Source organism: Traorella massiliensis, from assembly GCF_900104665.1.
GTDB lineage: Bacteria > Bacillota_I > Bacilli_A > Erysipelotrichales > Erysipelotrichaceae > Traorella > Traorella massiliensis.
Genome location: NZ_LT629969.1, coordinates 686,768 through 710,286, shown reverse-complemented (window position 1 = coordinate 710,286; position 23,519 = coordinate 686,768). Strand labels below are relative to the sequence as shown.

At 35.5% G+C, this 23,519-nt stretch carries 19 protein-coding genes; 2 read left to right on the top strand and 17 right to left on the bottom strand.

Features of this window, described 5'->3' with window-relative positions; all coding sequences use genetic code 11:
• Positions 1-45 precede the first annotated feature (45 nt).
• The 3 genes from BQ5367_RS10705 to BQ5367_RS10695 are packed head-to-tail and all read right to left on the bottom strand — an operon-like array spanning position 46 to position 3,315.
• On the bottom strand, positions 46-1,650 hold the full coding sequence (locus tag BQ5367_RS10705; protein WP_071442483.1) for a CTP synthase: 1,605 nt from the start codon (positions 1,648-1,650) through the stop codon (positions 46-48).
• Positions 1,651-1,652: 2 nt separating this feature from the next.
• Positions 1,653-2,210 (bottom strand): ANTAR domain-containing protein, encoded by a 558-nt coding sequence (locus BQ5367_RS10700; RefSeq protein ID WP_071442482.1) that lies wholly within the window; start codon positions 2,208-2,210, stop codon positions 1,653-1,655.
• Position 2,211: 1 nt separating this feature from the next.
• Entirely contained in the window at positions 2,212-3,315 is a 1,104-nt protein-coding gene (locus BQ5367_RS10695) for a glutamine synthetase beta-grasp domain-containing protein (protein WP_071442481.1), read from the bottom strand.
• A gap of 209 nt (positions 3,316-3,524) precedes the next feature.
• Between BQ5367_RS10695 and BQ5367_RS10690 the strand changes: the two genes are divergently transcribed.
• On the top strand, positions 3,525-4,805 hold the full coding sequence (locus BQ5367_RS10690; RefSeq protein WP_071442480.1) for an adenylosuccinate synthase: 1,281 nt from the start codon (positions 3,525-3,527) through the stop codon (positions 4,803-4,805).
• Between the two features lie 24 nt (positions 4,806-4,829).
• Here the strand turns inward: BQ5367_RS10690 and BQ5367_RS10685 are convergent, their stop codons facing one another.
• The 7 genes from BQ5367_RS10685 to BQ5367_RS10655 form a co-directional block, all read right to left on the bottom strand.
• Positions 4,830-6,425 (bottom strand): hypothetical protein, encoded by a 1,596-nt coding sequence (locus BQ5367_RS10685; protein ID WP_071442479.1) that lies wholly within the window; start codon positions 6,423-6,425, stop codon positions 4,830-4,832.
• Between the two features lie 19 nt (positions 6,426-6,444).
• Positions 6,445-8,034: an LCP family protein gene (locus tag BQ5367_RS10680; protein WP_071442478.1), complete on the bottom strand. Its 1,590-nt coding sequence runs from the start codon at positions 8,032-8,034 to the stop codon at positions 6,445-6,447.
• A 15-nt stretch (positions 8,035-8,049) separates the two neighbouring features.
• Positions 8,050-9,648, bottom strand: coding sequence for an LCP family protein (locus tag BQ5367_RS10675; protein ID WP_071442477.1), 1,599 nt, complete (start codon positions 9,646-9,648; stop codon positions 8,050-8,052).
• 127 nt (positions 9,649-9,775) lie between these two features.
• Complete coding sequence (locus BQ5367_RS10670; RefSeq protein WP_071442476.1) at positions 9,776-10,444, bottom strand: hypothetical protein; 669 nt, start codon at positions 10,442-10,444, stop codon at positions 9,776-9,778.
• Positions 10,445-10,550: 106 nt separating this feature from the next.
• On the bottom strand, positions 10,551-13,088 hold the full coding sequence (locus BQ5367_RS10665; protein WP_071442475.1) for an ATP-dependent Clp protease ATP-binding subunit: 2,538 nt from the start codon (positions 13,086-13,088) through the stop codon (positions 10,551-10,553).
• A gap of 99 nt (positions 13,089-13,187) precedes the next feature.
• Positions 13,188-13,856 (bottom strand): YoaK family protein, encoded by a 669-nt coding sequence (locus BQ5367_RS10660; protein WP_071442474.1) that lies wholly within the window; start codon positions 13,854-13,856, stop codon positions 13,188-13,190.
• Between the two features lie 11 nt (positions 13,857-13,867).
• Positions 13,868-14,401 carry a tRNA 5-(aminomethyl)-2-thiouridylate-methyltransferase MnmM gene (locus BQ5367_RS10655; protein ID WP_083383248.1) on the bottom strand — a complete coding sequence of 178 codons (534 nt, stop codon included), beginning with the start codon at positions 14,399-14,401 and terminating at the stop codon, positions 13,868-13,870.
• Between the two features lie 51 nt (positions 14,402-14,452).
• On the opposite strand from BQ5367_RS10655, the gene BQ5367_RS10650 reads away from it, so the two are divergent.
• The gene (locus BQ5367_RS10650; protein ID WP_071442473.1) at positions 14,453-15,601 is read left to right on the top strand and encodes a CCA tRNA nucleotidyltransferase; all 1,149 of its coding nucleotides are present in this window, start codon (positions 14,453-14,455) and stop codon (positions 15,599-15,601) included.
• A gap of 47 nt (positions 15,602-15,648) precedes the next feature.
• Here the strand turns inward: BQ5367_RS10650 and BQ5367_RS10645 are convergent, their stop codons facing one another.
• From BQ5367_RS10645 to topA, 7 genes are all read right to left on the bottom strand, one after another.
• The gene (locus tag BQ5367_RS10645; protein WP_071442472.1) at positions 15,649-16,587 is read right to left on the bottom strand and encodes a magnesium transporter CorA family protein; all 939 of its coding nucleotides are present in this window, start codon (positions 16,585-16,587) and stop codon (positions 15,649-15,651) included.
• A 193-nt stretch (positions 16,588-16,780) separates the two neighbouring features.
• Complete coding sequence (locus BQ5367_RS10640) at positions 16,781-16,963, bottom strand: hypothetical protein (RefSeq protein WP_071442471.1); 183 nt, start codon at positions 16,961-16,963, stop codon at positions 16,781-16,783.
• A 111-nt stretch (positions 16,964-17,074) separates the two neighbouring features.
• Positions 17,075-17,965, bottom strand: coding sequence for a translation elongation factor Ts (gene tsf / locus BQ5367_RS10635; protein ID WP_071442470.1), 891 nt, complete (start codon positions 17,963-17,965; stop codon positions 17,075-17,077).
• A gap of 18 nt (positions 17,966-17,983) precedes the next feature.
• The gene (gene rpsB / locus BQ5367_RS10630; protein ID WP_071442888.1) at positions 17,984-18,949 is read right to left on the bottom strand and encodes a 30S ribosomal protein S2; all 966 of its coding nucleotides are present in this window, start codon (positions 18,947-18,949) and stop codon (positions 17,984-17,986) included.
• 221 nt (positions 18,950-19,170) lie between these two features.
• The gene (xerC, locus tag BQ5367_RS10625) at positions 19,171-20,055 is read right to left on the bottom strand and encodes a tyrosine recombinase XerC (RefSeq protein ID WP_071442469.1); all 885 of its coding nucleotides are present in this window, start codon (positions 20,053-20,055) and stop codon (positions 19,171-19,173) included.
• Positions 20,048-21,343 carry a methylenetetrahydrofolate--tRNA-(uracil(54)-C(5))-methyltransferase (FADH(2)-oxidizing) TrmFO gene (gene trmFO / locus BQ5367_RS10620; RefSeq protein WP_071442468.1) on the bottom strand — a complete coding sequence of 432 codons (1,296 nt, stop codon included), beginning with the start codon at positions 21,341-21,343 and terminating at the stop codon, positions 20,048-20,050. Before trmFO ends, xerC begins: the two co-directional genes overlap by 8 nt.
• Positions 21,336-23,465, bottom strand: a complete 2,130-nt coding sequence (gene topA, locus BQ5367_RS10615) for a type I DNA topoisomerase (RefSeq protein ID WP_071442467.1) — start codon at positions 23,463-23,465, stop codon at positions 21,336-21,338. Before topA ends, trmFO begins: the two co-directional genes overlap by 8 nt.
• Positions 23,466-23,519: the final 54 nt, after the last annotated feature.

Sequence of the window (23,519 nt, the reverse complement as noted above, 5' to 3'; positions counted from 1 at the left end):
AAGTGAAAGTCTTACAAAATTGAAAGAAAAGTGCCAAAACTGGCACTATTTTTGCGAATGAATGATAGCTGCATGGATGAGTCCGACAAAAAGCGGATGCGGACGATTTGGCCGGGATTTAAATTCCGGATGAAACTGTACACCAATATAAAAGTCGTGATCTTTTACTTCAATTGCTTCGACAAGTTTTCCATCAAGACTTGTTCCTGCGATAACAAGTCCTTCTTTTTCCATTTCTTCACGATAATCATTATTAAACTCATAACGATGACGATGACGCTCATGAATCACCTCTTTATCATAAAGCATACGCATCTTTGTATCCGGTGCGATCTGACAAGGATAAGCCCCTAAACGCATCGTGCCTCCTTTTGAAATTTCATCTGACTGATGCTCCATAAAATGAATGACGCAATGTTTTGATAACGGATCAAATTCATAAGAATTCGCATCCTGATAATGAAGCTGATGACGGGCATATTCAATCGTCATGACCTGCATACCAAGGCATATACCTAAAAGTGGCAGATGATGGATACGGGCATAATGAGCCGCCTCGATCATTCCTTCAATACCTCGAGAACCAAAACCTCCTGGAATGATCAGCCCATCACAGCCTGCCAATTTTTCTTCAACATTATATGGAGTAATTTCTTCGCTGTCGATCCATTGGATCACAACTTTGCTGCCATGGGTATAACCGCCATGATATAAAGATTCCATTACTGAAAGATAAGCATCGTGAAGCTGTACATATTTTCCTACAAGACCAATCGTAACCTCTCTTTTGCAGTCATTGATTCTTTCGACAAGACTCCTCCATTCACTTAAATCAATCGGTTTTGGCGGCAAAGATAACTGCGTGCAAACAACTTCAGAAAAATGTTGTTTTTCTAACATCAGTACAACCTCATAAAGACTCTTGCAAGTTTCATTTTCAATGACACATTCCGGTAACACATTACAGAAAAGAGAGATCTTTTTACGCACGCCAGATCCTAAATGTCCTTCACTGCGTGTAACAATGATATTCGGATGAATACCATAAGACTGTAATTCCCGTACTGAGTGCTGCGTTGGCTTCGATTTATATTCATTACTTCCTGAAATATAAGGTACTAGTGTTACATGAATAAAACAACAGTTTTCACGACCGACTTCTAACGAAAGCTGTCTGGCTGATTCTAAAAATGGCTGACTTTCAATATCCCCTACCGTTCCGCCTATCTCAGAAATGACGATATCAGCTTCGCTTTTTTCTCCGACCTGATATACATATTTTTTTATTTCATTAGTAATATGCGGCACGACCTGTACCGTTTCACCAAGATATTCTCCTCTTCTTTCTGCACTAAGTACTTTATGATAAACCATTCCTGTTGTTAAATTAGAAAAATGATTCAAATTCTCATCAATAAAACGTTCATAATGTCCTAAATCCAAATCTGTTTCTGCACCATCTTCGGTTACAAATACTTCTCCATGCTGATAAGGGGACATCGTACCGGGATCTACATTGATATAAGGATCTAGTTTCTGACTGATCACTTTATAACCACGGCTTTTCAAAAGCCTTCCCAGTGATGCACCAGTTATTCCCTTTCCAAGCCCGCTTACAACACCACCTGTAATAAAAATATATTTTCTCATTGCTATTCCTCCTTTTCTATATGACGAATAATGATTTGTGCCACCTGCAAACGGCTCAACCGATTATCCATCGCTTTCTTTTCAATTGTATAATGTGCTTTTTCTTCTGAATAATGAAACTTTTCAATTAAAAGACATTTAGCCCGGTCCACTAGTCGGATCTCATCAATTTTTTTCATTAGATCCTCTTTCTGTGCACGAATAATATCAAGCTTCTGACAAGTCACACTTAAAAAATGCATCAAAGATTCCCACTCATCCATATCATAAAGCATATTGCAAACATACACATTTTCCATCGTCTGTGCAAGTTCTTCTACCATTTCTTTCTTCACCCACAAAACTACTAGACAATAAGGGTCTGAAGCCGCATATCGTGCCAGCATATCTCCAAATTCATCAATCAGTGGTGTCTGGATCATTACACAAGAATAAGACTGGATATTTAATCGCTGCCTGACTTCTGCACCGCTTGTCACGATATCAACTGTATCATAATACATTTGACACCGTGCTAATAAAGGCGAAGAAATCGTACCTGCAAGAAGACAGTTTTTCATATTAATGACTATAGACCTTTAAGATGCTTTCACTTAAAAAAGATGAAAGAAACGAAGAATCATGTGCTATCTTATGCGCATCTTCAAGACAAGCGGGTAATATATCGTAATCTTTTTTTTCTTCATCCATAAGAGCTTCTAAAATACACGAAACGGCTAAATATGGATTACACATGCTATCAGCAGCATGAAGGATCACACTTTCATGATCAATCTCAATGAGTTGATGAGGATCAAGATGATTCACTCTTTCATATGATTCTTTTTTAGTATTAAGCAAGGCACACATTTCAGGAAGCCGATTCTGAATACGTTTTTTTAACTGTTTCAACTCAAAATCATTTTTCTCAATCCAGACATCATCCTTTTGTATCATAATTTTTATATGGAGCCCGCTTCCCGGCTGACCTTGGATCGGCAAAGGATGAAAGCTCGCTGTATGACCGCTCAAAGAGGCCATAGTAGCTACGACACTTTTATATGTCATAAAATTATCACAGGCACATAAAGGCTCATCTTCCGCAAATACGATCTCATTCTGTCCCCATCCAGCTTCATGATGACTGCTTAATGGCTGGATGCCCATTTTTTCTAAAGTCAGACAAATGTCACGACGAATATTTTCTGCCTGATCTAATGGAGCTATATCAAAATATGAACCATGATCGATCGGTTCGTTTGTCATATTTCCATAAGTATCATTTTTAAAAAGATAAAATTCACATTCAAACGCTAAATGAAACTCATATCCCTTTTTTTTGCCCTTGATGATCGTTTGATGAAGTACATTTCGGGAATCATATTTGGTATGATTTCCTTTTTCATCGATGATATCACAAAATAAGCGAATGACACGCCCACTTTGAGGACGCCAAGGTAAAAGAGCTAAGGTATTAGCGATAGGGCGTAAAAAAGCCTTTTCATGAAAAAAGCCTTGGAATTTTGAAGTGTCAAAAGGAATTCCTTTTGAAAATGCTTTTTCTAATTCACAAGGCATAATTGACATATTTTTTTGTATTCCTAGAAGGTCAGTAAAAGTAAGACGAATGAATTTCACATCATTTTCTTCTACAAATCGCAAGACTTCACGTTCTGTTTCGTTCATAAATACCTCCTAAATATGAAAAAAGCATTCAACACAAAAAAGATGTGGAACGCCTTTGTCCTACTAATATATCTTAATAACTCATCGTTAATTTGTCAATTATTTTCTTTTTTTTTTCATGGCATAATGAGTTATTTTATTCTAAATAGAAATTGCCTAAAATATAAAAAAATGATATTATGTATCAGTAACAGTTAGGAGTGAAATTTATGCCAAGTTATGTTGTCGTAGGGAGCCAATGGGGTGATGAAGGTAAAGGTAAAATCGTTGATGTCTTAGGTGAAAAAGCAGATATGGTCGTGCGTTTCCAAGGTGGAAATAATGCAGGTCATACCGTAGTAGTCAATGGTAAGAAAACAGTGCTTCATCTTCTTCCAAGCGGTGCTTTGCATCCAAATGCTAAATGCATCATTGGTCCTGGTGTTGTTATTGATCCATTTGTTTTTTTACAAGAAATCGATGCTTTAGAAAGTCAAGGTTTCGATAGTTCACACATCTTGATTTCTGATTGTGCTCATCTCATCATGCCATATCATATTAAATTAGATATGCTTCAGGAAGAGAGATTAGCCAATAATAAGATTGGAACGACAAAAAGAGGAATTGGTCCTTGCTATGCGGATAAATATACACGTATTGGTTTAAGAGTTGGCGACTTGATAGATTTTGAAACTTTTAAAAAACGTCTAGCATCTACTCTAGCCATTAAAAATGAACAGATTACTAAGCTCTATCGTGAAGAACCATTTGATTATGATAAGCTGGTAGAACAATTTAAAGAAATTAGAGAAAAACTATATGATCGTATCATTGATTCCGTTACTGTCGTCAATGAAGCTTTAGATAGCAATCAGCATGTTCTCTTTGAAGGCGCTCAAGCAGCAATGCTGGATATCAATTATGGAACTTATCCTTATGTCACAAGTTCTTCACCAACCAGTGCCGGTGTATGTGAAGGAGCGGGTGTATCGCCACATAAATTAGATAAGATCATTGGTGTTGTGAAGGCTTATTCCACACGTGTAGGAGAGGGTCCTTTTATAACCGAACTAAATGACGAAAATGGTGCAAAGCTAAGAAAGATTGGAAATGAATATGGCGCCACAACAGGAAGGCCTCGACGTTGCGGCTGGCTGGATCTATGTGTTGTAAAACGAGCAGCCGTCATCAATGGGCTTACAGATTTAGTAATCACTAAAATTGATGTATTAGACAGTTTTGAAAAAATTCCAGTATGTATCGCTTATGAAATCAACGGTAAACGCACAACTGCCATTCCAAGCTCTCTTGAAGAATACGCAAAAGCAAAGCCTATCTATGAAATGATGGATGGCTGGTGTGAAGATATCACTTCTATTCGCTGCTATGATGATTTACCTGAAAACTGTAAGAAATTCTTAGCAAAAATTGAAGAATTTACAAAAACGAAGATATCTCTTGTATCCGTTGGCCCTGATCGAGAAAATAATATCGTTATTCATGAAATCTAAAAAATACACCTGATTGGTGTATTTTTATTCTATTTGTTGAATTGGGGCATCCGGATCATAGTTTGGCTTTTCAAAATGAATCGTTCCGTTCCATTTTTCAATTTCAATCAGACTAACGATCGATTCAGGAAGCAACGCAAAATATTCGGATACCTTCCAATTCATATTGTCTGTAGTAATGAGCTTTTCATTCGAATAAGGTAAAATCCTGTTATTTCTCATTCGATCAAGATCAAAAGCAAAATTTTTCATAATGTCCATATGAGCATTTTCCAAGAAGTAACGATATATCTGAGTCAAAAATTCAGTGTCTATAATCGATACTTCATAAGTATCGATAGCTCCAAAACTTACGCATGGCTCATAAGAAGCGGTTAAATCATTAATAGTATGACTTTCAAAATACCATTCTTCTTCACCTAATACTGTCACCAATTTTCTAAGTTCCGTAGTAGAAAGATTAGTAAAAGAGCTGCACTTATAATTGTTTAAAAAGTTCATGAGCTTTGTAGTTTTTAATTCATTTCTTTTTTCAAAAATACCTTCAATTACTGCATTGATATCATTACTTTTTTCATAATAATCAGCCACTTGCTCAGCATTCATCATTACTTTTTCTATCGTACAGACTTCTTCTACACAGACTTCTTGAGGAATACTAACTCCCTGCATGATATCCACATAATTTAAAATCGACTGAATATTTGTCTTGATGAAATAATCAAATTCAACGCTAAATATACTTTCAATAGAATATAATAGATTGTCAATTCCATTATATGAAACATTATATAGTGCATCAGGATAAGAATCATAGGCAACATTAGGAATATACAGGTTATTTGGTATTTCAATGACCGTAAATTCATGATCAAGAGGATCAATAAACAGAATCAAGCATTTTATTGAATATGAAACATAATCTACAGGAATATCATCTTCGCTTAAAGTAAGAAGAATACTGATTGGCTGATTTTCATCTAGAGGTTTTGACACATGAGAGATCTGAACTTCATGTACATTTTGACTTAAAAGAATAAGATCTTGATATATTTGTGGATATGTGGCTTCTAAAACAGCTAGATTATGATCACTAAAAATCATTCCCTGAATCTCATTCGCTTCTAATGCTCGTATTAAATAATCCATATTGTAATATTCAACAAACTCACAGTTTTGCGTCTGAAAAGAAACGTTGATATCTTGAAAAGTCTGAATATGATTACGATCATTCATTACAAAACCTATTTTCTTACCATTAAGATCTTGAGAATCTTTTATATTTTCATCATTACTGAGAAGGTTCATCTGATAATCCATTACATTTTCTTCTTTTTGCTGATCAGCAGAACGTTTATCTCCTAAATAAAATCCTCCAATTACTAAGGCAATGCTCAGAATTAATAAAATGAAACGACGTAACCAGGCTAATTTTCTGGTTAAAAGAAGCCAAATAAACATACCTATCAGAAAAGCAATAAAAAGCAATATCAAGAGAATCAGCCATAAAAATGAAACAATATTTCCTAAATAGAGCTGAGTTGACATGAAAATGGCGGACACTGTAAAGATAATCAGTAAAATCAGATCAATTGTCGTACTGATTCTATCTTTTCTCATATGCCCACCTCCATTCTATTTAGAAATTATATCTAAGATAACTTGGAAAATAAGTTGGAACTGTATCATAGTAATTTTCGACTGTAATTACCTTTGGATCAAGCTCGAAAGTATTTTCATATTTCTCCATATCATTTAAATCAAAAGCAAAATCATTAAAGGTTTCATCTGAATTCATCGTTACATATAAATCATGCACATGCATAATATCTTCTTCCTCTAATAAAACTGCATAAAGATCCTGACTCGTATAACTTGCACAAGGGAAAAGATATTCATAATTTGAATTTATGGTAGAAGAACCAAATGTCCATTCATGACCATCGCTGATAGCGTTCATTACGAACGATTTCACACTGCTCATCGGAAGATTTGTAGACACATAGTTAGATGCAACATTTAAAACATCTCCTGCTTTTAAAGCCCCTTCAACAGAAAGCAACTTATTTACTACAGCAGCAATGATATCACGTTGAGCCTGTTCTCTTCCCTTTACATCCCATCCGGCAGTATGACGATGACGAGCATACGCCAAAGCCTGAGAACCATTAAGGTGCTGGTAGCCTTTATTCAAGCAGATCAAATCAGAAGAAGCAAATGAACGATTTTCATCCTGTTCACAGAAATCCAGCTGTACATCAACATCAATACCGCCTAATGTATCTACAATTTCAATCAATGATTCAAAAGTTACTTTCGCAGTATAATCAATTTCAATTCCAAAAATTTTCTCTAGTGCTTCCGCACCTGCTTCGACACCATCCCAGCCAAGATGAGTCAGCTTATCCGGATAATCATCATATTTAGAATTTGGAACATATGTATCACGATTTATTGAAATCATTTCAACATGATAATTTTTAGGATCTACCATTAAAAGCATATTAACATCACTTAAACCATTATAAGTTGGCTCACCCATATCATCCATTCCAGAAACATAAACTACGAAAGGTTCTGTCAGATCACTTTCAACAACATCTGACTCCGTTGTTGTTGTCATCTCGATCGTATGGATCACTTTGTAATCATCTGAATATGTACTGTCTTCTTTCTGAATTTCAAAAGTCTGATCCTGATCACTAATTAAAACTGCATCAGCTTCGTGATCATTCAAAGCAGCAAGCATCTCATCAGTATTTTCATAAGCCATATTTTCCATAGAATAACTTTCTAGCTGTTCCATCGAATAAGTAATTAAAGCATTGACATGATCCACATAACCAAGTACATTCACATCTTCAATGTTTTCTAAAGATGAATCCTTCAGGGCAATCACATACATTCTGCTGATATTGGTAGAACCGTCATCGACATTCGCAAATGCACTCCGTATTCTTCCCTGGAACACTGCCCCAAAACCGAGCACACAACATAAAAATACTAACAAAATTTTACGAATAATAAAGGCTGCCATATTTTCTATTCGAAAGCTGACAAATATTAAAATAAAAATCAATAGCAATATAACGCCAGCAATCAAAATATAGTTCATCGGAATCAATTCACCAACGATTGCTTCAACCAAAAAATAAATACTTCCTGCAAGAAAAAGGATCAGCAGTACTAGATCAATTCTCTTATTGATTTTTTTTGTACTTTCTTTCAAAATATCACTCCTATTCTAAAATCTATACCTTAAATACTCCGGAAAGTATTCTGGCACCACATCATAATAATTTTCTAGCGTTACTACATGTTTGTCAAGAGTAAAAGTATCCATATACTTTTCCATATCATCTAAGTCAAACGCAAAATCATTAAAATGTATCTGTGTATTCATGGATGTATAAATATCATGCACAAGCTGAATATCATTTTCCTCTAATAATACTACAGAACGTTCTAAATCATTTTCCATGGCACAAGGAAGAAGTACCTCAACATCTCCATTTACCGTCGATGAACCGAAAGTCCATCCGTGTCCTGAATCAATGGCACTCTTCACAAAAGAGCGTGCACTATCCATTGACATATTTGTAGATACATAGCTTGCCGCCACATTCACCACATCACCTAATTTCAATGCTCCCTCAACTGAAAGCATCTTATCTACGATAGCCGCAATGATATCACGCTGAGCCTGTTCTCTTCCTTTGACATCCCATCCTTCTGTATGACGATGTCTGGCATAAGCTAAAGCTTGTGACCCATTGAGATGCTGATAACCTTTTTCCAAATGTATTAAATCACCTTCTTCAAAAGAGCGATTCTCATCTTGTTCCGTAAAAGATATTTGTACATCGACATCAATCCCGCCTAGAGTATCAATAATTTTGATCAATGACTCAAAAGTAACTTTCGCATAATAATCAATTTGAATACCGAAAACTCTTTCTAACGTATTCATGGCTGTTTCAGGCCCATACCACCCAAGATGAGTCAGCTTATCCGGATAATCATTCATCATCGGATTTGGTATATAAGTGTCACGATTAATTGAAACCATTTCAACATGATGATTGATTGGATCAACCATCAAAAGCATATTGACATCATGCAAACCTAATTGTGTAGGCTCACCCATATTATCAAGTCCTGCTATATATACAACAAAGGGCTTTGAAGTTAAATCATTTGAAACGACATCATTGTTGCTTTCAATCGTCATTTCTATCGTATGAATCGTTTTATATTTCCCCGAAAAACTGTCATTATTTAATTCCTGCAACGTCTGATCCTTTGCACTGATCAATACCGCATCAACTTCTCCGCCTTCCAATTCTGAAAGTTCTTCTTCAAGACTATCATATGTCTTTTTTTCAAACTGATATTCGCTCAGTTGTTCCAGCGAATATTCTAAAAGATCATCACTCTGGCTTAAATATCCGAGTACACCTACATCTTCTATATTTTCATAACTGTTATCCTTCAATGTAATGACATACATGTAATCTTTATAAAAAGAACCGTCATTTACATTTGAAAAAGCATTTCTGATTTGTCCCTGGAAAATTCCTCCAAATAATAATACGACACATACAACCACTAAAAATACTTTTCTAAAAACACGAAAAGTTGAATTTCTCACTTTAAATGTAAGAAAAATACCAACAAACAAAAATAAAACTACTACTAAAAATATAAGGATATATTTTAATGGGATCAAATTTCCAAGAATTGCTTCTATTCCAAAATATAATCCAATTACCAAAAATATCAGTAATAAAACAAAGTCTACTTTGTTATCGATTCTTTTCCTTTTCCTTTTCCTATTCTTCATATCGTTTCTCCTAAAAATAACATTTGTATTATACCACTTTTCATAGAGGATTAAATGTGAAATTTTGTGATTCTCCCTTATCTGAAAATTGTTCGCACTCATTGAACAAAAAAAGGAGAATTATCTCCTATAAATCTTTTAAATCATTGTCTAATAGTTCCTGCATGATTTTTTTCTGTGTTGGATCATTTGTATATTGAATAACTAAGCGAATACATTCTTTAGCATCCTCTAGCTTTTTATTAGCTTTCAAAACATATGCTTTTTTAAGATTCCAAACTGCTTTTTCCGCATCATCACTATCTTCTATTTTTTCATCAATATAAGGAATCGTAGAAATATCTTTATCAAAATACATCTTCATATCCATCTCAATACTCTTTTTCATTTGCGGATCAAGATTATTTTCATCAATAAAAATATTCATTTTACGCTGCATGTTTTTAGCGTTCGATTCACTATTAATCGTAATAAAATACTGAAAAGCTGTCTGATATACGGCAAAGTGTTGCTTACGATTCATACGCATCTTTTCCATCAGTGAGATCTGTTCCTTTACCTTTTTATCAGCACTTCTGGCAATATAATTATTTAAACGCATAAATTCACGATTATATGGTGCAAAAAGATACTTTACTATAAAAGAATCAAGAAGCTTTAAAAACTCATCTTCATCAGTCATCATAGCCTTCATAAGCTTTATTGTATATTTCTTTCTTATGTATTTTCCAACAATATTAATTATCACTGCCAAAATAATACAGACAATGATAGCTATCAAAATTCTGTTATCCATATTTATCCTCCAAATACCCAATCATAAAGATTCAACATGTAGATTATAACATATTTATCATAAAAAAAGAAGTTCAATTTCACAATTGAACTTCTAAACATTTATTTCATCGTATCACATATTCATCATTTTCAACATCTAACAGTACACGCTGATCCTTACTGATCGTTCCTTCAATGATCTTTCTTGCGATCATCGTTTCAATATTACGTTGGATATAACGTTTCATTGGACGAGCACCATATACTGCATCAACACCATATTTTGAAATATTTTCATAAACACGATCACTGATTTCAAGCGTAATATCTTTTTGTTTTAAGCGTTCAACTAATTCATTCATAAACTTATGAGCAATCTTGCGTAACATTTCATCATTAAGTGAATTGAAAACGATAATTTCATCAATACGATTAATAAATTCTGGCTTAAAGAATGATTTAACAGCCGCCATATAACCTTCCTTAGGATTCACATCATTCGCATGCTCGCTTCCTAAATTGCTTGTCATGATCAAAAGGGTATTTTTAAAGTCAATCGTAACACCTTTGTTATCTGTAATACGTCCATCATCTAAAATCTGAAGCAAGAGGTTAAATACATCTGGATGTGCTTTTTCAACCTCATCAAAAAGAATGATGGAATAAGGATTACGGCGAACCGCTTCAGAAAGCTGACCTCCTTCATCATAGCCAACATATCCTGGAGGAGCACCAATCAGACGGCTCACACTATGTTTCTCCATATACTCGCTCATATCGATACGAATGATATGACTTTCACTGTCAAACAACTGTTCAGCTAATGCTTTTGCGACTTCAGTCTTACCAACACCTGTAGGGCCTAAGAAAAGGAAGGAACCAATAGGACGATTTTCATCTTGAATTTGTGCCTTGCTTCTCATGATCGCATCACTAACGAGCGTCAATGCTTCATCCTGACCAATGACCCGTTTTCCTAAAGCTTCACGCAAATGAAGAAGTTTGATACGTTCACTTTCAACCATTCGGCTCACTTCAACACCGCTCCATCGGGAAACCACTTTTGCGATCATTTCTTCATTGACCGTCTCCTGAATCAAAGAATCACTTTTTATATTCTCACTAGCCTCTTTGATACGTTTTTCAAGATTTGGTATCGTCTGATACTGTAAACGAGCTGCTTCTTCATAACGGGCATCATTTTGGGCTCTTTCAAGTTCCAGCTTAGCCTTTTCCAAATCAATCTTATCCTGCTTGCTGGCTTCCAGATCACGCTTTTCATCCATCCATTTCGCATGCAATTCATCACGTTTTGTCTTAAGTTCTTTAAGCTCTTCAACAATTTCAGCCAATCGTTCCTGGGTCTTTTTATCTTCTTCCTGTTTTAAAGCTGTTTCTTCAATTTCCAGCTGCATGATCTTACGAGAAAGCTCATCCAATACTGTTGGCATCGAATCCATTTCTACACGCAGCATAGCACAGGCTTCATCGATACAATCGATAGCCTTATCCGGTAAGAAACGATCCGTAATATAACGATTGGAAAGTGTTGCACTAGCTATAATTGCCTCATCGAGGATTTTTACACCATGATAAGATTCAAAACGGCTTTTTAATCCACGAAGAATGGAAATCGTATCTTCAACACTCGGTTCATTGACCATAACTTTCTGAAAACGTCTCTCTAAAGCAGCATCCTTCTCAATATATTTACGATATTCATCGAAAGTTGTAGCACCGATACAACGTAATTCTCCACGAGCCAGCATCGGTTTTAAAAGATTTGCGGCATCCATGCTGCCTTCTGTTTTACCGGCACCTACCAGGTTATGAATTTCATCAATAAATAAAATGATACCGCCATTTGCATTTTTAACTTCTTCAAGAACCGCTTTTAAACGTTCCTCGAATTCACCACGATACTTAGCACCGGCAATCAATGCTCCCATATCCAATTCAATCAATTTTTTATCTTTTAATGTTAAAGGGACATCCCCCTTCATGATTCTCCAGGCAATACCTTCTACGATAGCTGTTTTACCAACCCCTGGCTCACCAATCAAAACAGGATTATTTTTAGTTTTTCGTGATAAGATTTCTATTACACGACGAATTTCTTCATCACGTCCAATAACAGGATCAATTTTGCCATCCTTTACATCCTCAACTAAATCACGTCCATATTTACTTAAAGCTTCAATGTTATTTTCACTCGTCTGGGTATTCATCTTCATTCCCCCTCTGCGAATCATTTCTTCATTTTCCAGCTTTTTCAAATCAATGTGACATTCACTAACGACACGTTGTGAAATACTGCTTTTATTCTTTAAAAGAGCCAGCAGAACACTAAATACACTCATATAGCTTTCATCATGTTCATCTGACCATTTTTTCGCATTCATAAAGCTTTCCTGAACCTTATTACTTAACGTAATATCCCTATAAGAGGTTCTAGCAATATGCGTATTTTCATCCCGAAGAATTTCAAATACTTTTTCTTTATCAAGTGAAACACGCTTAAAAAGGCCGTCAAGTGTGTTATCCTCAAATATAGCTTCTAAAAATTCTAATGTATCTACGCTCACATGCTGATAGTTCTTAGCTTTTTCAATTGCCTTCAGCAATATTTTCTGCATATTTTCTGATAATTGATTTACATCCATGAGAATCCCTCCTTTAGCACTCTCAATCACTTTGTGCTAATGGTATTATAGCACATAAATTAGCACTGTCAACCCCTGAGTGCTAATTATTTTAATTTTTTATTCTTTTACGTGCTTCTCTTCTTGGACAAACATCAAAATGACTCCTATAAGCATAAAGAATGCAGCGATCCAAATAGCATAATTCCCCCATTGCCAAGAACATAAAGCACCTATACCTGCCCCAAAAGCAAAAGTAAGAATCAGCAAATAATAATACAAACTTTTCCTTTTTAACTCTTTATCTTTGTTTAGATGATAATGACAAAGCATTTCTGTAGCACTTCGCATATTACCGATACACATTGTAGTTGCGAAAGAAATTCCTTTAAACTTACGAAAGCTCTGTACCTGCATGGCACAGGCAAATGATAAAAGGACATTCGCAATCATATCTGTTTTTAGAAATCCTGCTAAGATCAGCAAAAAAATCTCACTGACTAATACAAGCTGGCGCCAGTGAAAAAGGTGCGAATATTTATATTTCTGATGAATTTTTTCACTAATATAAACACCCAATATAAATGCTAATATCGGTAAAAGATAATGGAGGGCCTGGCTAAACTGAGCACTCATCAAATTCTGAGCAAATAAAACAATATTTCCTGTCTGAGCATTCGCAAAAACATGTCCTCGGCTATTATATGAATAAGCGTCCTGAAACCCTCCTGCCAGTGTTAGCAGGATTGCTAATGGCATTGATTGTGACATTTGTCTTTCCTGATTCATTCTTTTTCCCCCTAATGCTTTTCAATCCCTATTATGTATGGTGCCAAATGGCGATTTAACAATCCAAAGCGATAAATATCATAAAACTTGCTTTCAAAAGAAGCAAGCTCTTTTTCGATTTGCTCAGCTTCTAATTTTCCACTTTCAAAACCTGGATAACAAACGATCACAATCTTACCGCCATGATTTAATTTCTCCACTGCTTTTTTTATTGTCAGTAATACTTCATTTGCATTTGTAATAATATTTCTATTCCCTTTAGGATAATATCCTAGATTAAAAATGCCTCTATCAAAATGTTCTACATCCTCATCAAAATACAAATGGCTCTTATGGTGAAACTCGATATTTGAAACTTGAGAACACAATTTTTTCGCATCATCAAGTGCTTCTTTTTGAATATCATAGCTATATACAAAAGAAACATACTTGCTTAAAAAAAGTGAATCATGTCCTCCCCCACATGTAAAATCAACTGCAACACTCTGCTCATCAACCCCCTCAGCCAATATTTCATGAGCAATATCTACAACTTTTTTCAACATTCTCTTGTTACCTTTTCCTTTCCAATCTATAATAAAACTAAGATGAAAACTTTGCAACTATTACCTCCTCAGCCAATTCAAGAAGTAGTCAAAAAGCTGAGTGAACATTATGAAACTTATTATGTCGGAGGCTGTATCCGTGATTTTTTATTAGGAAAAGAAGTTCATGACTACGATGCTGCTACGGCTGCCAGTGTTGAAGAAATGAAAGAAATACTTAGTGAATATAAAATTATAGAAACAGGGGTACGTCATGGAACCCTCACGATCATCAATCAGCACCACCATATTGAAATTACTACATTTCGTATTGAAAAAGATTATATCCATCATCGTGCTCCTAAAAGTGTTGTTTTTACACGCTCTCTTCGAGAAGATTTAAAGCGAAGAGATTTCACTATCAATGCTTTTGCCTGTGACCCCGATGGAAACTTTATTGACGAACATCACGGGCTTGATGATTTAAATCATAAAATCATTCGCTGTATCGGTGATCCTCAAAAACGATTTCATGAAGATGCTTTACGCATTTTACGAGCCATACGTTTTGCTTACTCCTTGGGTTTTACGATTGAAAAGGAAACAGAAAAAGCTCTCTTCAGATCTCTTCCTGAATTAGAATCTATTTCCATTGAACGGAAAGTCGATGAACTAAAAAAAATGCTCATGATCAAAGATAAAAATCCGTATTCTATCCTTGTTTATTATCACTTATTTCCTTATTTCGATATCAAGGCTCATTCTTCTATCGCCTCTGCTCTTGAAAAAGCTCCACATGATCTGGAATGCAAGATAGCCTGTTTTTTCTTTTCTGGTTCATATGCCAGAAAAACATTAAAAAAATGGCATTGTTCGAAAAAGATGATCCGCCAAGTTGAAAAACTAGTTGAATACAAGAAAATTGCCCTTTCAAATGATCCGGTTACCCTGCGACATTTAATCTATGAAAACGGAATTGAATTAAGTGAAAAGATATTATGTTTTAAGCAAATCGATCTTACTTTATTTCATCAAATGATTGAAGAGCACGACTACTTAGATAAGCTTGCTATTAACGGCAACGACTTAATTACCTTAGGTTTGGAAGGAAAACAAATCAAAGAAGCCCTGCATCGATGTGCTGAGCTAGTGCTAGCTTCCCCTTCTCTCAATCAAAAAGAATATCTTCTAAGTTATATAAAATCATTGATGAAGAAATAATAGCGTCAGCAATAAAGCTGACGCTATCGTTTATATTCATTACTTTTTTAATGAAACATATCTTTTTTCTTAAAAATCCAAGTAGCAATCACACAGGCAATCACTGCCAGAAGAGTTGGGAACCACCACTGAGCAATTGGAAGTCCTTCAACATTCATTCCATAGAAACTAAAAATAATATTAGGAATGGCCATAACGATCGTAATGACAGTCAATACCTTCATAACAATATTCAAATTATTCGAGATAACGGAAGCAAAAGCATCCATCGTACCTGATAAAATATTTGAATAAATATTACACATCTCGACCGCCTGATGAATTTCAATCATAACATCTTCTAAAAGATCCTGATCATCTTCATACATCTTAATCAGCTTGCCACGCATGATCTTATTCAAGGTGACCTCATCGGCCTTCAAAGAAGTCGAGAAATAAACAAGTGATTTTTCAAGTCCTAACATTTGAATCAATTCTTTATTCTGCATAGACTGATGAAGCACTCTTTCTGTTCTAGAAGACTCTCTATCAATTTGACGCAGATAAATCAGATAACGTTGAGAAATTCTCAAAAGCAGTAAAAGTAAGAAGCGGGTTTTTAACTCTGTATTCATCCCCTTCACTCTTCCTTCAGCCATATCTTCTATATTGAGATTTTCCTGAAGTGCAATTGTAACAATGTAATCCTTCATAATGACAACACCTAAGGGTAAAGTTGTATACAATAGTGTCTTATTATTCGGATCATCATCAGCATTTGGATAGTCTACGATCACAAGTGTCTGTCCTTCATCTTCATCATAATCTACGTGTGAACTTTCTTCTTCATCCAGAGAAGCTTTGACAAATTCAGGCAAAACCTTAATTTCATTGATCAGATAATCTGTTTCTTCAGTCGTCGGATGTACGACATTAATCCAGCACCCTTTTTCAGGTGCATCAATTTTCTTTGTTACATTATTAAAAGTCTTGTAGAATTCAATCATATTCCTACCTCCTTTTTACAGGAGATAGTCTTGCACATCTCCTGTTTTCTTATTCATTCTACTTCGATCAGGGCCTAAGGGCTCAGGAGACATACAAACACCTTCTTTCCTGCTTCATTATACCACAGTTTAAATCAACTGTAGTCTATAAATTTTATTCTTTTTCAAAAATAAAAGCTGCCTAAGCAGCTTCCTAATCATTATTTTTAATTTCTCTTACAGCCATTTCAATTTCCATTGACATATCTCTTTTACGATAAGAGTCTTTGGATTCACATAAAGGACAAACATAACCATCCTCATTTAAAAACTCTTCTCCATCAAATTCATAACCGCAAATTGAACACATCCACATAACTTTTTTCCTTTCTATCATTTCATTCCTTATATTTTGAGAATGATTACTATTATTATAACATGTTTTAGGTGTTATACAATTATTTTGATTAAAAAAAGCTCCTATGCGATGCATAGGAGCTAAACAATTTTATCCGTTGATCTGTGACATTACTTCTTCTGCAAAGTTTTCCTGACGTTTTTCAATACCTTCACCAACAGCATAGCGTACAAATGATTTTACGCTAGCGTTATGGTTTTTTACATATTGTCCAACTTTCAAATCTGGTTCTTTAAAATAAACCTGATCAACTAAGCAGATTTCCTGAAGAGACTTTGTCAGTCTTCCTTCAACGATACCGTGAAGCACTTTTTCAGGCTTGTTAGAAAGTTTAGGATCGTTCTTTAAGATTTCCATCTGAACGTGTCTTTCATTTTCAATGGCTTCCTGAGGCATGTTTTCACGAGAAACATACTGAGGATTCATAGATGCAACCTGCATTGCTACATCCTTAGCTACAACAGTATCATTTGTACCCGCTAAAACAGCTAAAGCAGAAATCTTGCCACCCATATGAATATAAGCACCGAAAGCATCAGCATCAGTTTTTTCAACAACTTCAAATCTTCTGAAAGTAATTTTTTCACCGATAGTTGCTGTTGCATCTGTTACTAATTCTTCTAATGTCTTACCATCTGCAGTTGCAGCCATTGCTTCTTCAAGCGTACTTGGCTTATTTTCCAGCAATAGATTCTGGATCGTATCCATAAGTGCTAAAAACTGTTCATTTTTCGCAACGAAATCTGTTTCTGAATTTACTTCAAAAATAACTGCTGTATTGTTGTCAACAGCTACACGAGTAGCACCTTCAGCAGCAATGCGTCCAGCTTTCTTAGCAGCTTTTGCAATACCTTTTTCTCTTAGCCATTCGCTAGCCTTTTCAATATCACCATCGCATTCAATCAGGGCTTTTTTGCAGTCCATCATTCCTGCACCTGTTTTTTCTCTTAATGCTTTTACATCTTGTGCCGTAATTGCCATTTGCTTTTCCTCCTGTAATTATTCAGCAGCTTCTGCTTCTGTTTTTGCTTCACTAGCTTCAACTACTGGTTCAGCAACTGTTCCTTCTGTTGCTACTTCTTCTTTTTCTTTTCTTGCGAATGAACGTCCGCCTCTTTTACCATCTCTGTTGTAAGGACGACGCTGAGCCTGCTGAGCACGTCTTTCTTCATTTTTCTGACGACGTCTTCTTTCATTTTCAGCAATCTGTTCTTCCACATTCACAATTACATCAGCCATTGTAACATCTGGTTCTTCTTCAACCTGACGAGCTACTGACAATAATCCGCCCTTAGCTTCTACAATCGCATCTGCCATCAGTTCAACCACTAACTTAATTGAACGAACAGCATCATCATTTGAAGCAATTGCATAATCAACTACTTCTGGATCACAGTTAGTATCTACCATTGCAAATACAGGAATACCTAACTTCTTAGCTTCTGCAACAGCATTATGTTCTTCTTTAGGATCAATAACGAATAAAGCGTTAGGAAGCTTCTTCATTTCCTTGATTCCACCTAATGAATTTTCTAATTTTGTTTTTTCTTTCTTGATCTGAGCAACTTCTTTCTTAGGATAAACTTCCAAAGAACCATTTGCTTCCATTTCTTCAATTTCAATCAGACGTTTAACACGTTTCTGAATTGTTCTGAAGTTTGTAAGAAGTCCTCCAAGCCATCTCTGATTAACATAGAATGAACCTGAACGTAAAGCTTCTTCCATAACGATCTGCTGAGCCTGTTTCTTTGTACCAACGAATAGTATCTTTCCACCTTCTGCAGCAATCTGATTCAGCTTGTTGTAAGCTTCTTCGATCTGTTCTTGAGTTTTCTCAAGATTAATGATATATACACCGTTTCTTGATGTATAAATGTTTGGTTTCATTTTTGGATTCCATCTGCGAGTCTGGTGTCCAAAATGAGTACCTGCTTCCAATAATTTTCTCATTGAAATGACTGCCATATACTTTTTCCTCCGTTTTTCCTCCATCATTTCAAATCTCTGATAACCTATCATCATCAACCAGCTTCGGGACTAAGGCACGGATCAGAGAATCCATGATGTGTGTATTTTGCGCATTGCGCCTGTTTATTATAGAATAAAAACGCCTGAAAAACAAGCGTTTTTATTGATTTCATAGGAATTTCATTCATAATTCACCACAAGATGTATAGTACATTAAACTATCCACGTGGAAAAGCTTTTTCATAGGTATTTTTTAAATGTTCTCTGGATACATGAGTATAGATTTGTGTCGTCGAAAGAGACGAATGTCCTAACAGTTCCTGCACAACTCTTAGATCCGCTCCGTTATCAAGAAGATGGGTTGCAAATGAATGGCGGAACATATGCGGATGTACCTTTAAAAGCAGCCCGCTTTTTAAAACGACCTTATCTAAAATATACTGTACTCCACGAGTTGTTAATGGTTTTCCTTTCAAATTGAGGAAACAGATACGTTCTTTTTCATCACACCATTTTCTTCGCACTTCTTTCAAATACAACTTTAAGATTTCTGCTGCTTCATCATAAAAAGGCACGATCCTTTCTTTGCTTCCCTTTCCGATAACTCGTAATATTTGTTCATTAAGATCAATATCATCAATACGCAATGATACAACTTCACTGACACGTAGACCACAGGCATACATGATCTCAAACATTGCCCGATTACGAATATTTTCATCATTATCAAGAGAAATACTGTTTAATAAAGCATCCATTTCATCATAAAAGAGAAATTCAGGAATCTTTTTCTCTTTTTTTCCTAGTTTGATCAGCGCAAATGGATTTTTATCTAAGCCATGATATTCACTTAAATAGCGATAAAATGAACGTACGGTCGATATCCTTCTTAAAACAGATGAATTTTTTAAATTACATTCCATTCTTAAATAAGTAATATAGTTAAGAATAATTTGACGATCTACCTGATCATAACTGATTTGTTCCCTTTCTAAAAAGGTTTGAAAATGATTCAAATCACGTTGATAAGCATCTCTTGTGTGTTCACTATTCGTATTGGCAGAAGCAATGTAATCAAGAAATTTATCGATCCATTCATTCATCAAAACATGCCTTCTTTTCTTGAATGATATCTAATGCTTGTTTCGCCAGCACTTCTTTTTTATTATGCTTATTTGTTTTAGAAAGACACTGCATGATTCCATAAGTAGCATTCATCGGCTGAAAATATTTAGGATGTGTATGCGTAATATAGTGAGCCATAGCCCCCATCATACAGCTTGGCGGCAAAATGACACATTCCTTGCCACGCATACGATTTGCCATATTCAGTCCTGCTAACATACCACTGGCAGCTGATTCGATATATCCTTCGACACCACACATCTGACCGGCAAAGAATAAATCGTCTTTTAGCTTACACTCATAAGTAGCTTTTAACACCTTTGGTGAACAAATATACGTGTTGCGATGCATGACCCCATAACGGGCAAAGCGAGCATTTTCAAGTCCTGGAACTAAAGAAAGCACTCTTTTTTGTTCTGGCCATTTCAAATGGGTCTGAAAACCAACGACATTATATAAAGAGGCTGCGGCATTGTCCTGACGAAGCTGAACAACTGCATATGGCTTGATTTCATCCGTTTCTAGACCTACAGGCTTCATCGGACCAAATAAAAGTGTCTTTTCACCTCTTCTGGCCATTTCTTCAAATGGCATACATCCTTCAAAATACTTTTCTTCTTCAAATTCATGCATCTTAACACATTCTGCATGAATGACTTCCTGATAGAAAACTTCAAACTGTTCTTTTGTCATAGGACAATTGATATAACTGGCTTCATCTTTATCATAACGTGATTTATAGTACGCTTTTGTAAAGTCGATTGAATCCTTTTCAATGATAGGTGCTGCGGCATCATAAAAATAGAAAGATTCTTCCTGAAGCAGATCTTGAATACTTTTTGAAAGAGCATCACTTGTTAGAGGACCGGTTGCAATGATACAAGCCCCTTCTGGAATCTCACCTACTTCTTCATGAACGATCGTCACCAATGGATGCTCACTTAACCGCTGGGTAATTTCTTTCGCAAATTCCTCACGATCTACGGCTAAGGCACTTCCTGCCGGCAAGCGATGTTTTTCAGCCACCTGCAAGATCAAAGAATCAAACTGGCGCATTTCTTCTTTTAGAAGACCTATTGCGCTTGTTATCTCATTGCTGCGTAGTGAATTACTACAAACAAGCTCACTAAAATAAGCACTTTTATGAGCTGGCGTGCTTTTTTTAGGTCTCATTTCAATCAAGGTCACAGGAATATTACGCTTTACTAGCTGCCAGGTTGCTTCACAGCCGGCAAGGCCTGCACCGATCACTTTGACACTATTCATTTTCTTCACCTTTTTTCTTTTTTGGCTGTTTTTTTATGTAATGACATTTTGGAAAGCCTGAACAGCCGACAAAGGTCGTTCCATATCTTGATTTACGTTCAATAAGCGGCTTACCACATTCCGGACACATCTCACCTGTTGGTTTTGGTTCCTCTTTAGGTGCATTGATTTTCTTGATCGTTTTACACTTTGGATAATTGGAACATGCTAAAAAGCTTCCATAACGGCCTTTTTTCATTACCATCGGACTGCCACAATTTGGACATGTTTCTTCAGATTGCGTTTCTTCTTCATTCTCACTTTTTGTATATTTGCAAGCTGGAAAGTTACTGCAAGAAATAAAACGGCCATATTTTCCATTGCGATAAACCAGCTCACTGCCACATTCCGGACAAAGTTCACCTGTCTTTTGAGGTGCTAATTTTTCCATTTTTTCATAAGCTTCATCTAAAAGCGGTACAAATTTATCATAGAATTCCTTTAATTCTGTATAACTTTCTTTTCTTCCTTCCGCAATCTCATCCAAATCTTTTTCCATATTAGCTGTATAAGAGACATTGATGATGCTTGAGAAATATTCCTGAAGCTTGGCATCGGTCAAAAAGCCTTGTTCTGTAGGGATGAATACCTTTGTTTTACTATTTTCATTACTTTTCACAAGTTCCACATATAAACGTTTCTGAATCGTATCAATAATACTTGCATAGGTACTTGGCCGTCCAATTCCCTTTTCTTCCATTTCTTTGATCAGTCTTGCTTCAGAATAACGTAATGGCGGTTCTGTAAAATGCTGTTTTCTTTCCAAAGAAACATTCTTTAAAACTTCCTGTTCGCTCATTTCCGGAAGTACTTCATCTTTATTCTGTTCATAATCTTTATAAGCCTTTAAATATCCATCAAAAGTTAAAACAGAACCAGAAGCATTAAATTCATGCCCCTCATTTTCAATCGTTACACTAACACTGTCACTCTGACTTGGAGCCATCAGATAAGCGATGCTTCGTGCATAGATCAATTTATAAAGCTTATATTCATCATTCGTTAAATCTTCTTTGATAGAATCAGGTGTATAGTCAATGTGAGTCACACGAATCGCTTCATGGGCATCCTGGGCATTTTTGTTATTTTTCTGATGTACCTTCCCCACATATTTCTTTCCATATTCTTTTTCAATATAGTCAAAAGCCTCTTTCACAAACACATCGCTCAATCGTGTTGAGTCACTTCGCATATATGTAATCAAACCTTCATGATTACCTTTAATAGAAATACCTTCATAAAGTTTCTGAGCGATGCTCATCGTTTTCTTACTAGAAAAATTTAGTTTTGTAGAAGCTTCCTGTTGAAGCGTTGAAGTAATGAAGGGAAGACGTGGCTGCTTCTTTTTTACTTTTTTATCGATCTTAGTAATAACATAGTCACCATTGCAGGCATTTTCAATAGCTTTCGCCTCTTCTTCATTTTTTATTTTTATCTTTTTACCATGCACCTTATTTAAAGAAGCTTTAAATTTCTTATTATTTTTAGTCACCAAAGCATCGATCGTCCAGTATTCCTCGCTTTTAAACGCCTGAATCTCTTTTTCTCTTTCTACGATCAGATTCAATGCTACCGATTGTACACGTCCTGCACTCTTTGATTTGATCTTATTCTGCAATAGTCCTGAAAGCTTAAATCCAATGATACGATCCAGCATTCTTCTTGTTTCCTGACTCTTAACTAAATCCATATCGATCGTACGAGGTGACTTAAAAGCTTCAATAACCGCATTTTTAGTAATTTCGTTAAAGATGACACGATTTTTCTGATCTTTATCTACTTCTAATACTTCCGCTAAATGCCAGGCGATAGCCTCTCCTTCACGATCGGGGTCGCTCGCCAGATAGATTTCAGAACATTTCTTAGCAGTTTCTTTTAATTCTTTGACAGTCTCTTTTTTATCTTTGCTGATCACATAGGTTGGCGTAAAATTGTTTTCAATATCAATTCCCAGTCCACCCTTACCACTGGTTGCAAGATCACGTATATGTCCTTTACTAGAAACTACTTTATAGTCATTTCCTAAATATTTTTCAATTGTTCTTGATTTTGATGGGGATTCCACAATTACCAATTTTTTCATTTTTATCACACTCACTTCTTTATTATTATTCTTGTTTTTTTCTTTTTGTCAACA

Coding starts and splice junctions, on each gene's coding strand:
- BQ5367_RS10705 (WP_071442483.1), bottom strand. CDS start 1,650: ATGAGAAAATATATTTTTATTACAGGTGGTGTTGTAAGCGGGCTTGGA.
- BQ5367_RS10700 (WP_071442482.1), bottom strand. CDS start 2,210: ATGAAAAACTGTCTTCTTGCAGGTACGATTTCTTCGCCTTTATTAGCA.
- BQ5367_RS10695 (WP_071442481.1), bottom strand. CDS start 3,315: ATGAACGAAACAGAACGTGAAGTCTTGCGATTTGTAGAAGAAAATGAT.
- BQ5367_RS10690 (WP_071442480.1), top strand. CDS start 3,525: ATGCCAAGTTATGTTGTCGTAGGGAGCCAATGGGGTGATGAAGGTAAA.
- BQ5367_RS10685 (WP_071442479.1), bottom strand. CDS start 6,425: ATGAGAAAAGATAGAATCAGTACGACAATTGATCTGATTTTACTGATT.
- BQ5367_RS10675 (WP_071442477.1), bottom strand. CDS start 9,648: ATGAAGAATAGGAAAAGGAAAAGGAAAAGAATCGATAACAAAGTAGAC.
- BQ5367_RS10670 (WP_071442476.1), bottom strand. CDS start 10,444: ATGGATAACAGAATTTTGATAGCTATCATTGTCTGTATTATTTTGGCA.
- BQ5367_RS10665 (WP_071442475.1), bottom strand. CDS start 13,088: ATGGATGTAAATCAATTATCAGAAAATATGCAGAAAATATTGCTGAAG.
- BQ5367_RS10660 (WP_071442474.1), bottom strand. CDS start 13,856: ATGAATCAGGAAAGACAAATGTCACAATCAATGCCATTAGCAATCCTG.
- BQ5367_RS10655 (WP_083383248.1), bottom strand. CDS start 14,401: ATGTTGAAAAAAGTTGTAGATATTGCTCATGAAATATTGGCTGAGGGG.
- BQ5367_RS10645 (WP_071442472.1), bottom strand. CDS start 16,587: ATGATTGAATTCTACAAGACTTTTAATAATGTAACAAAGAAAATTGAT.
- BQ5367_RS10640 (WP_071442471.1), bottom strand. CDS start 16,963: ATGATAGAAAGGAAAAAAGTTATGTGGATGTGTTCAATTTGCGGTTAT.
- tsf (WP_071442470.1), bottom strand. CDS start 17,965: ATGGCAATTACGGCACAAGATGTAAAAGCATTAAGAGAAAAAACAGGT.
- rpsB (WP_071442888.1), bottom strand. CDS start 18,949: ATGGCAGTCATTTCAATGAGAAAATTATTGGAAGCAGGTACTCATTTT.
- xerC (WP_071442469.1), bottom strand. CDS start 20,055: ATGAATGAATGGATCGATAAATTTCTTGATTACATTGCTTCTGCCAAT.
- trmFO (WP_071442468.1), bottom strand. CDS start 21,343: ATGAATAGTGTCAAAGTGATCGGTGCAGGCCTTGCCGGCTGTGAAGCA.
- topA (WP_071442467.1), bottom strand. CDS start 23,465: ATGAAAAAATTGGTAATTGTGGAATCCCCATCAAAATCAAGAACAATT.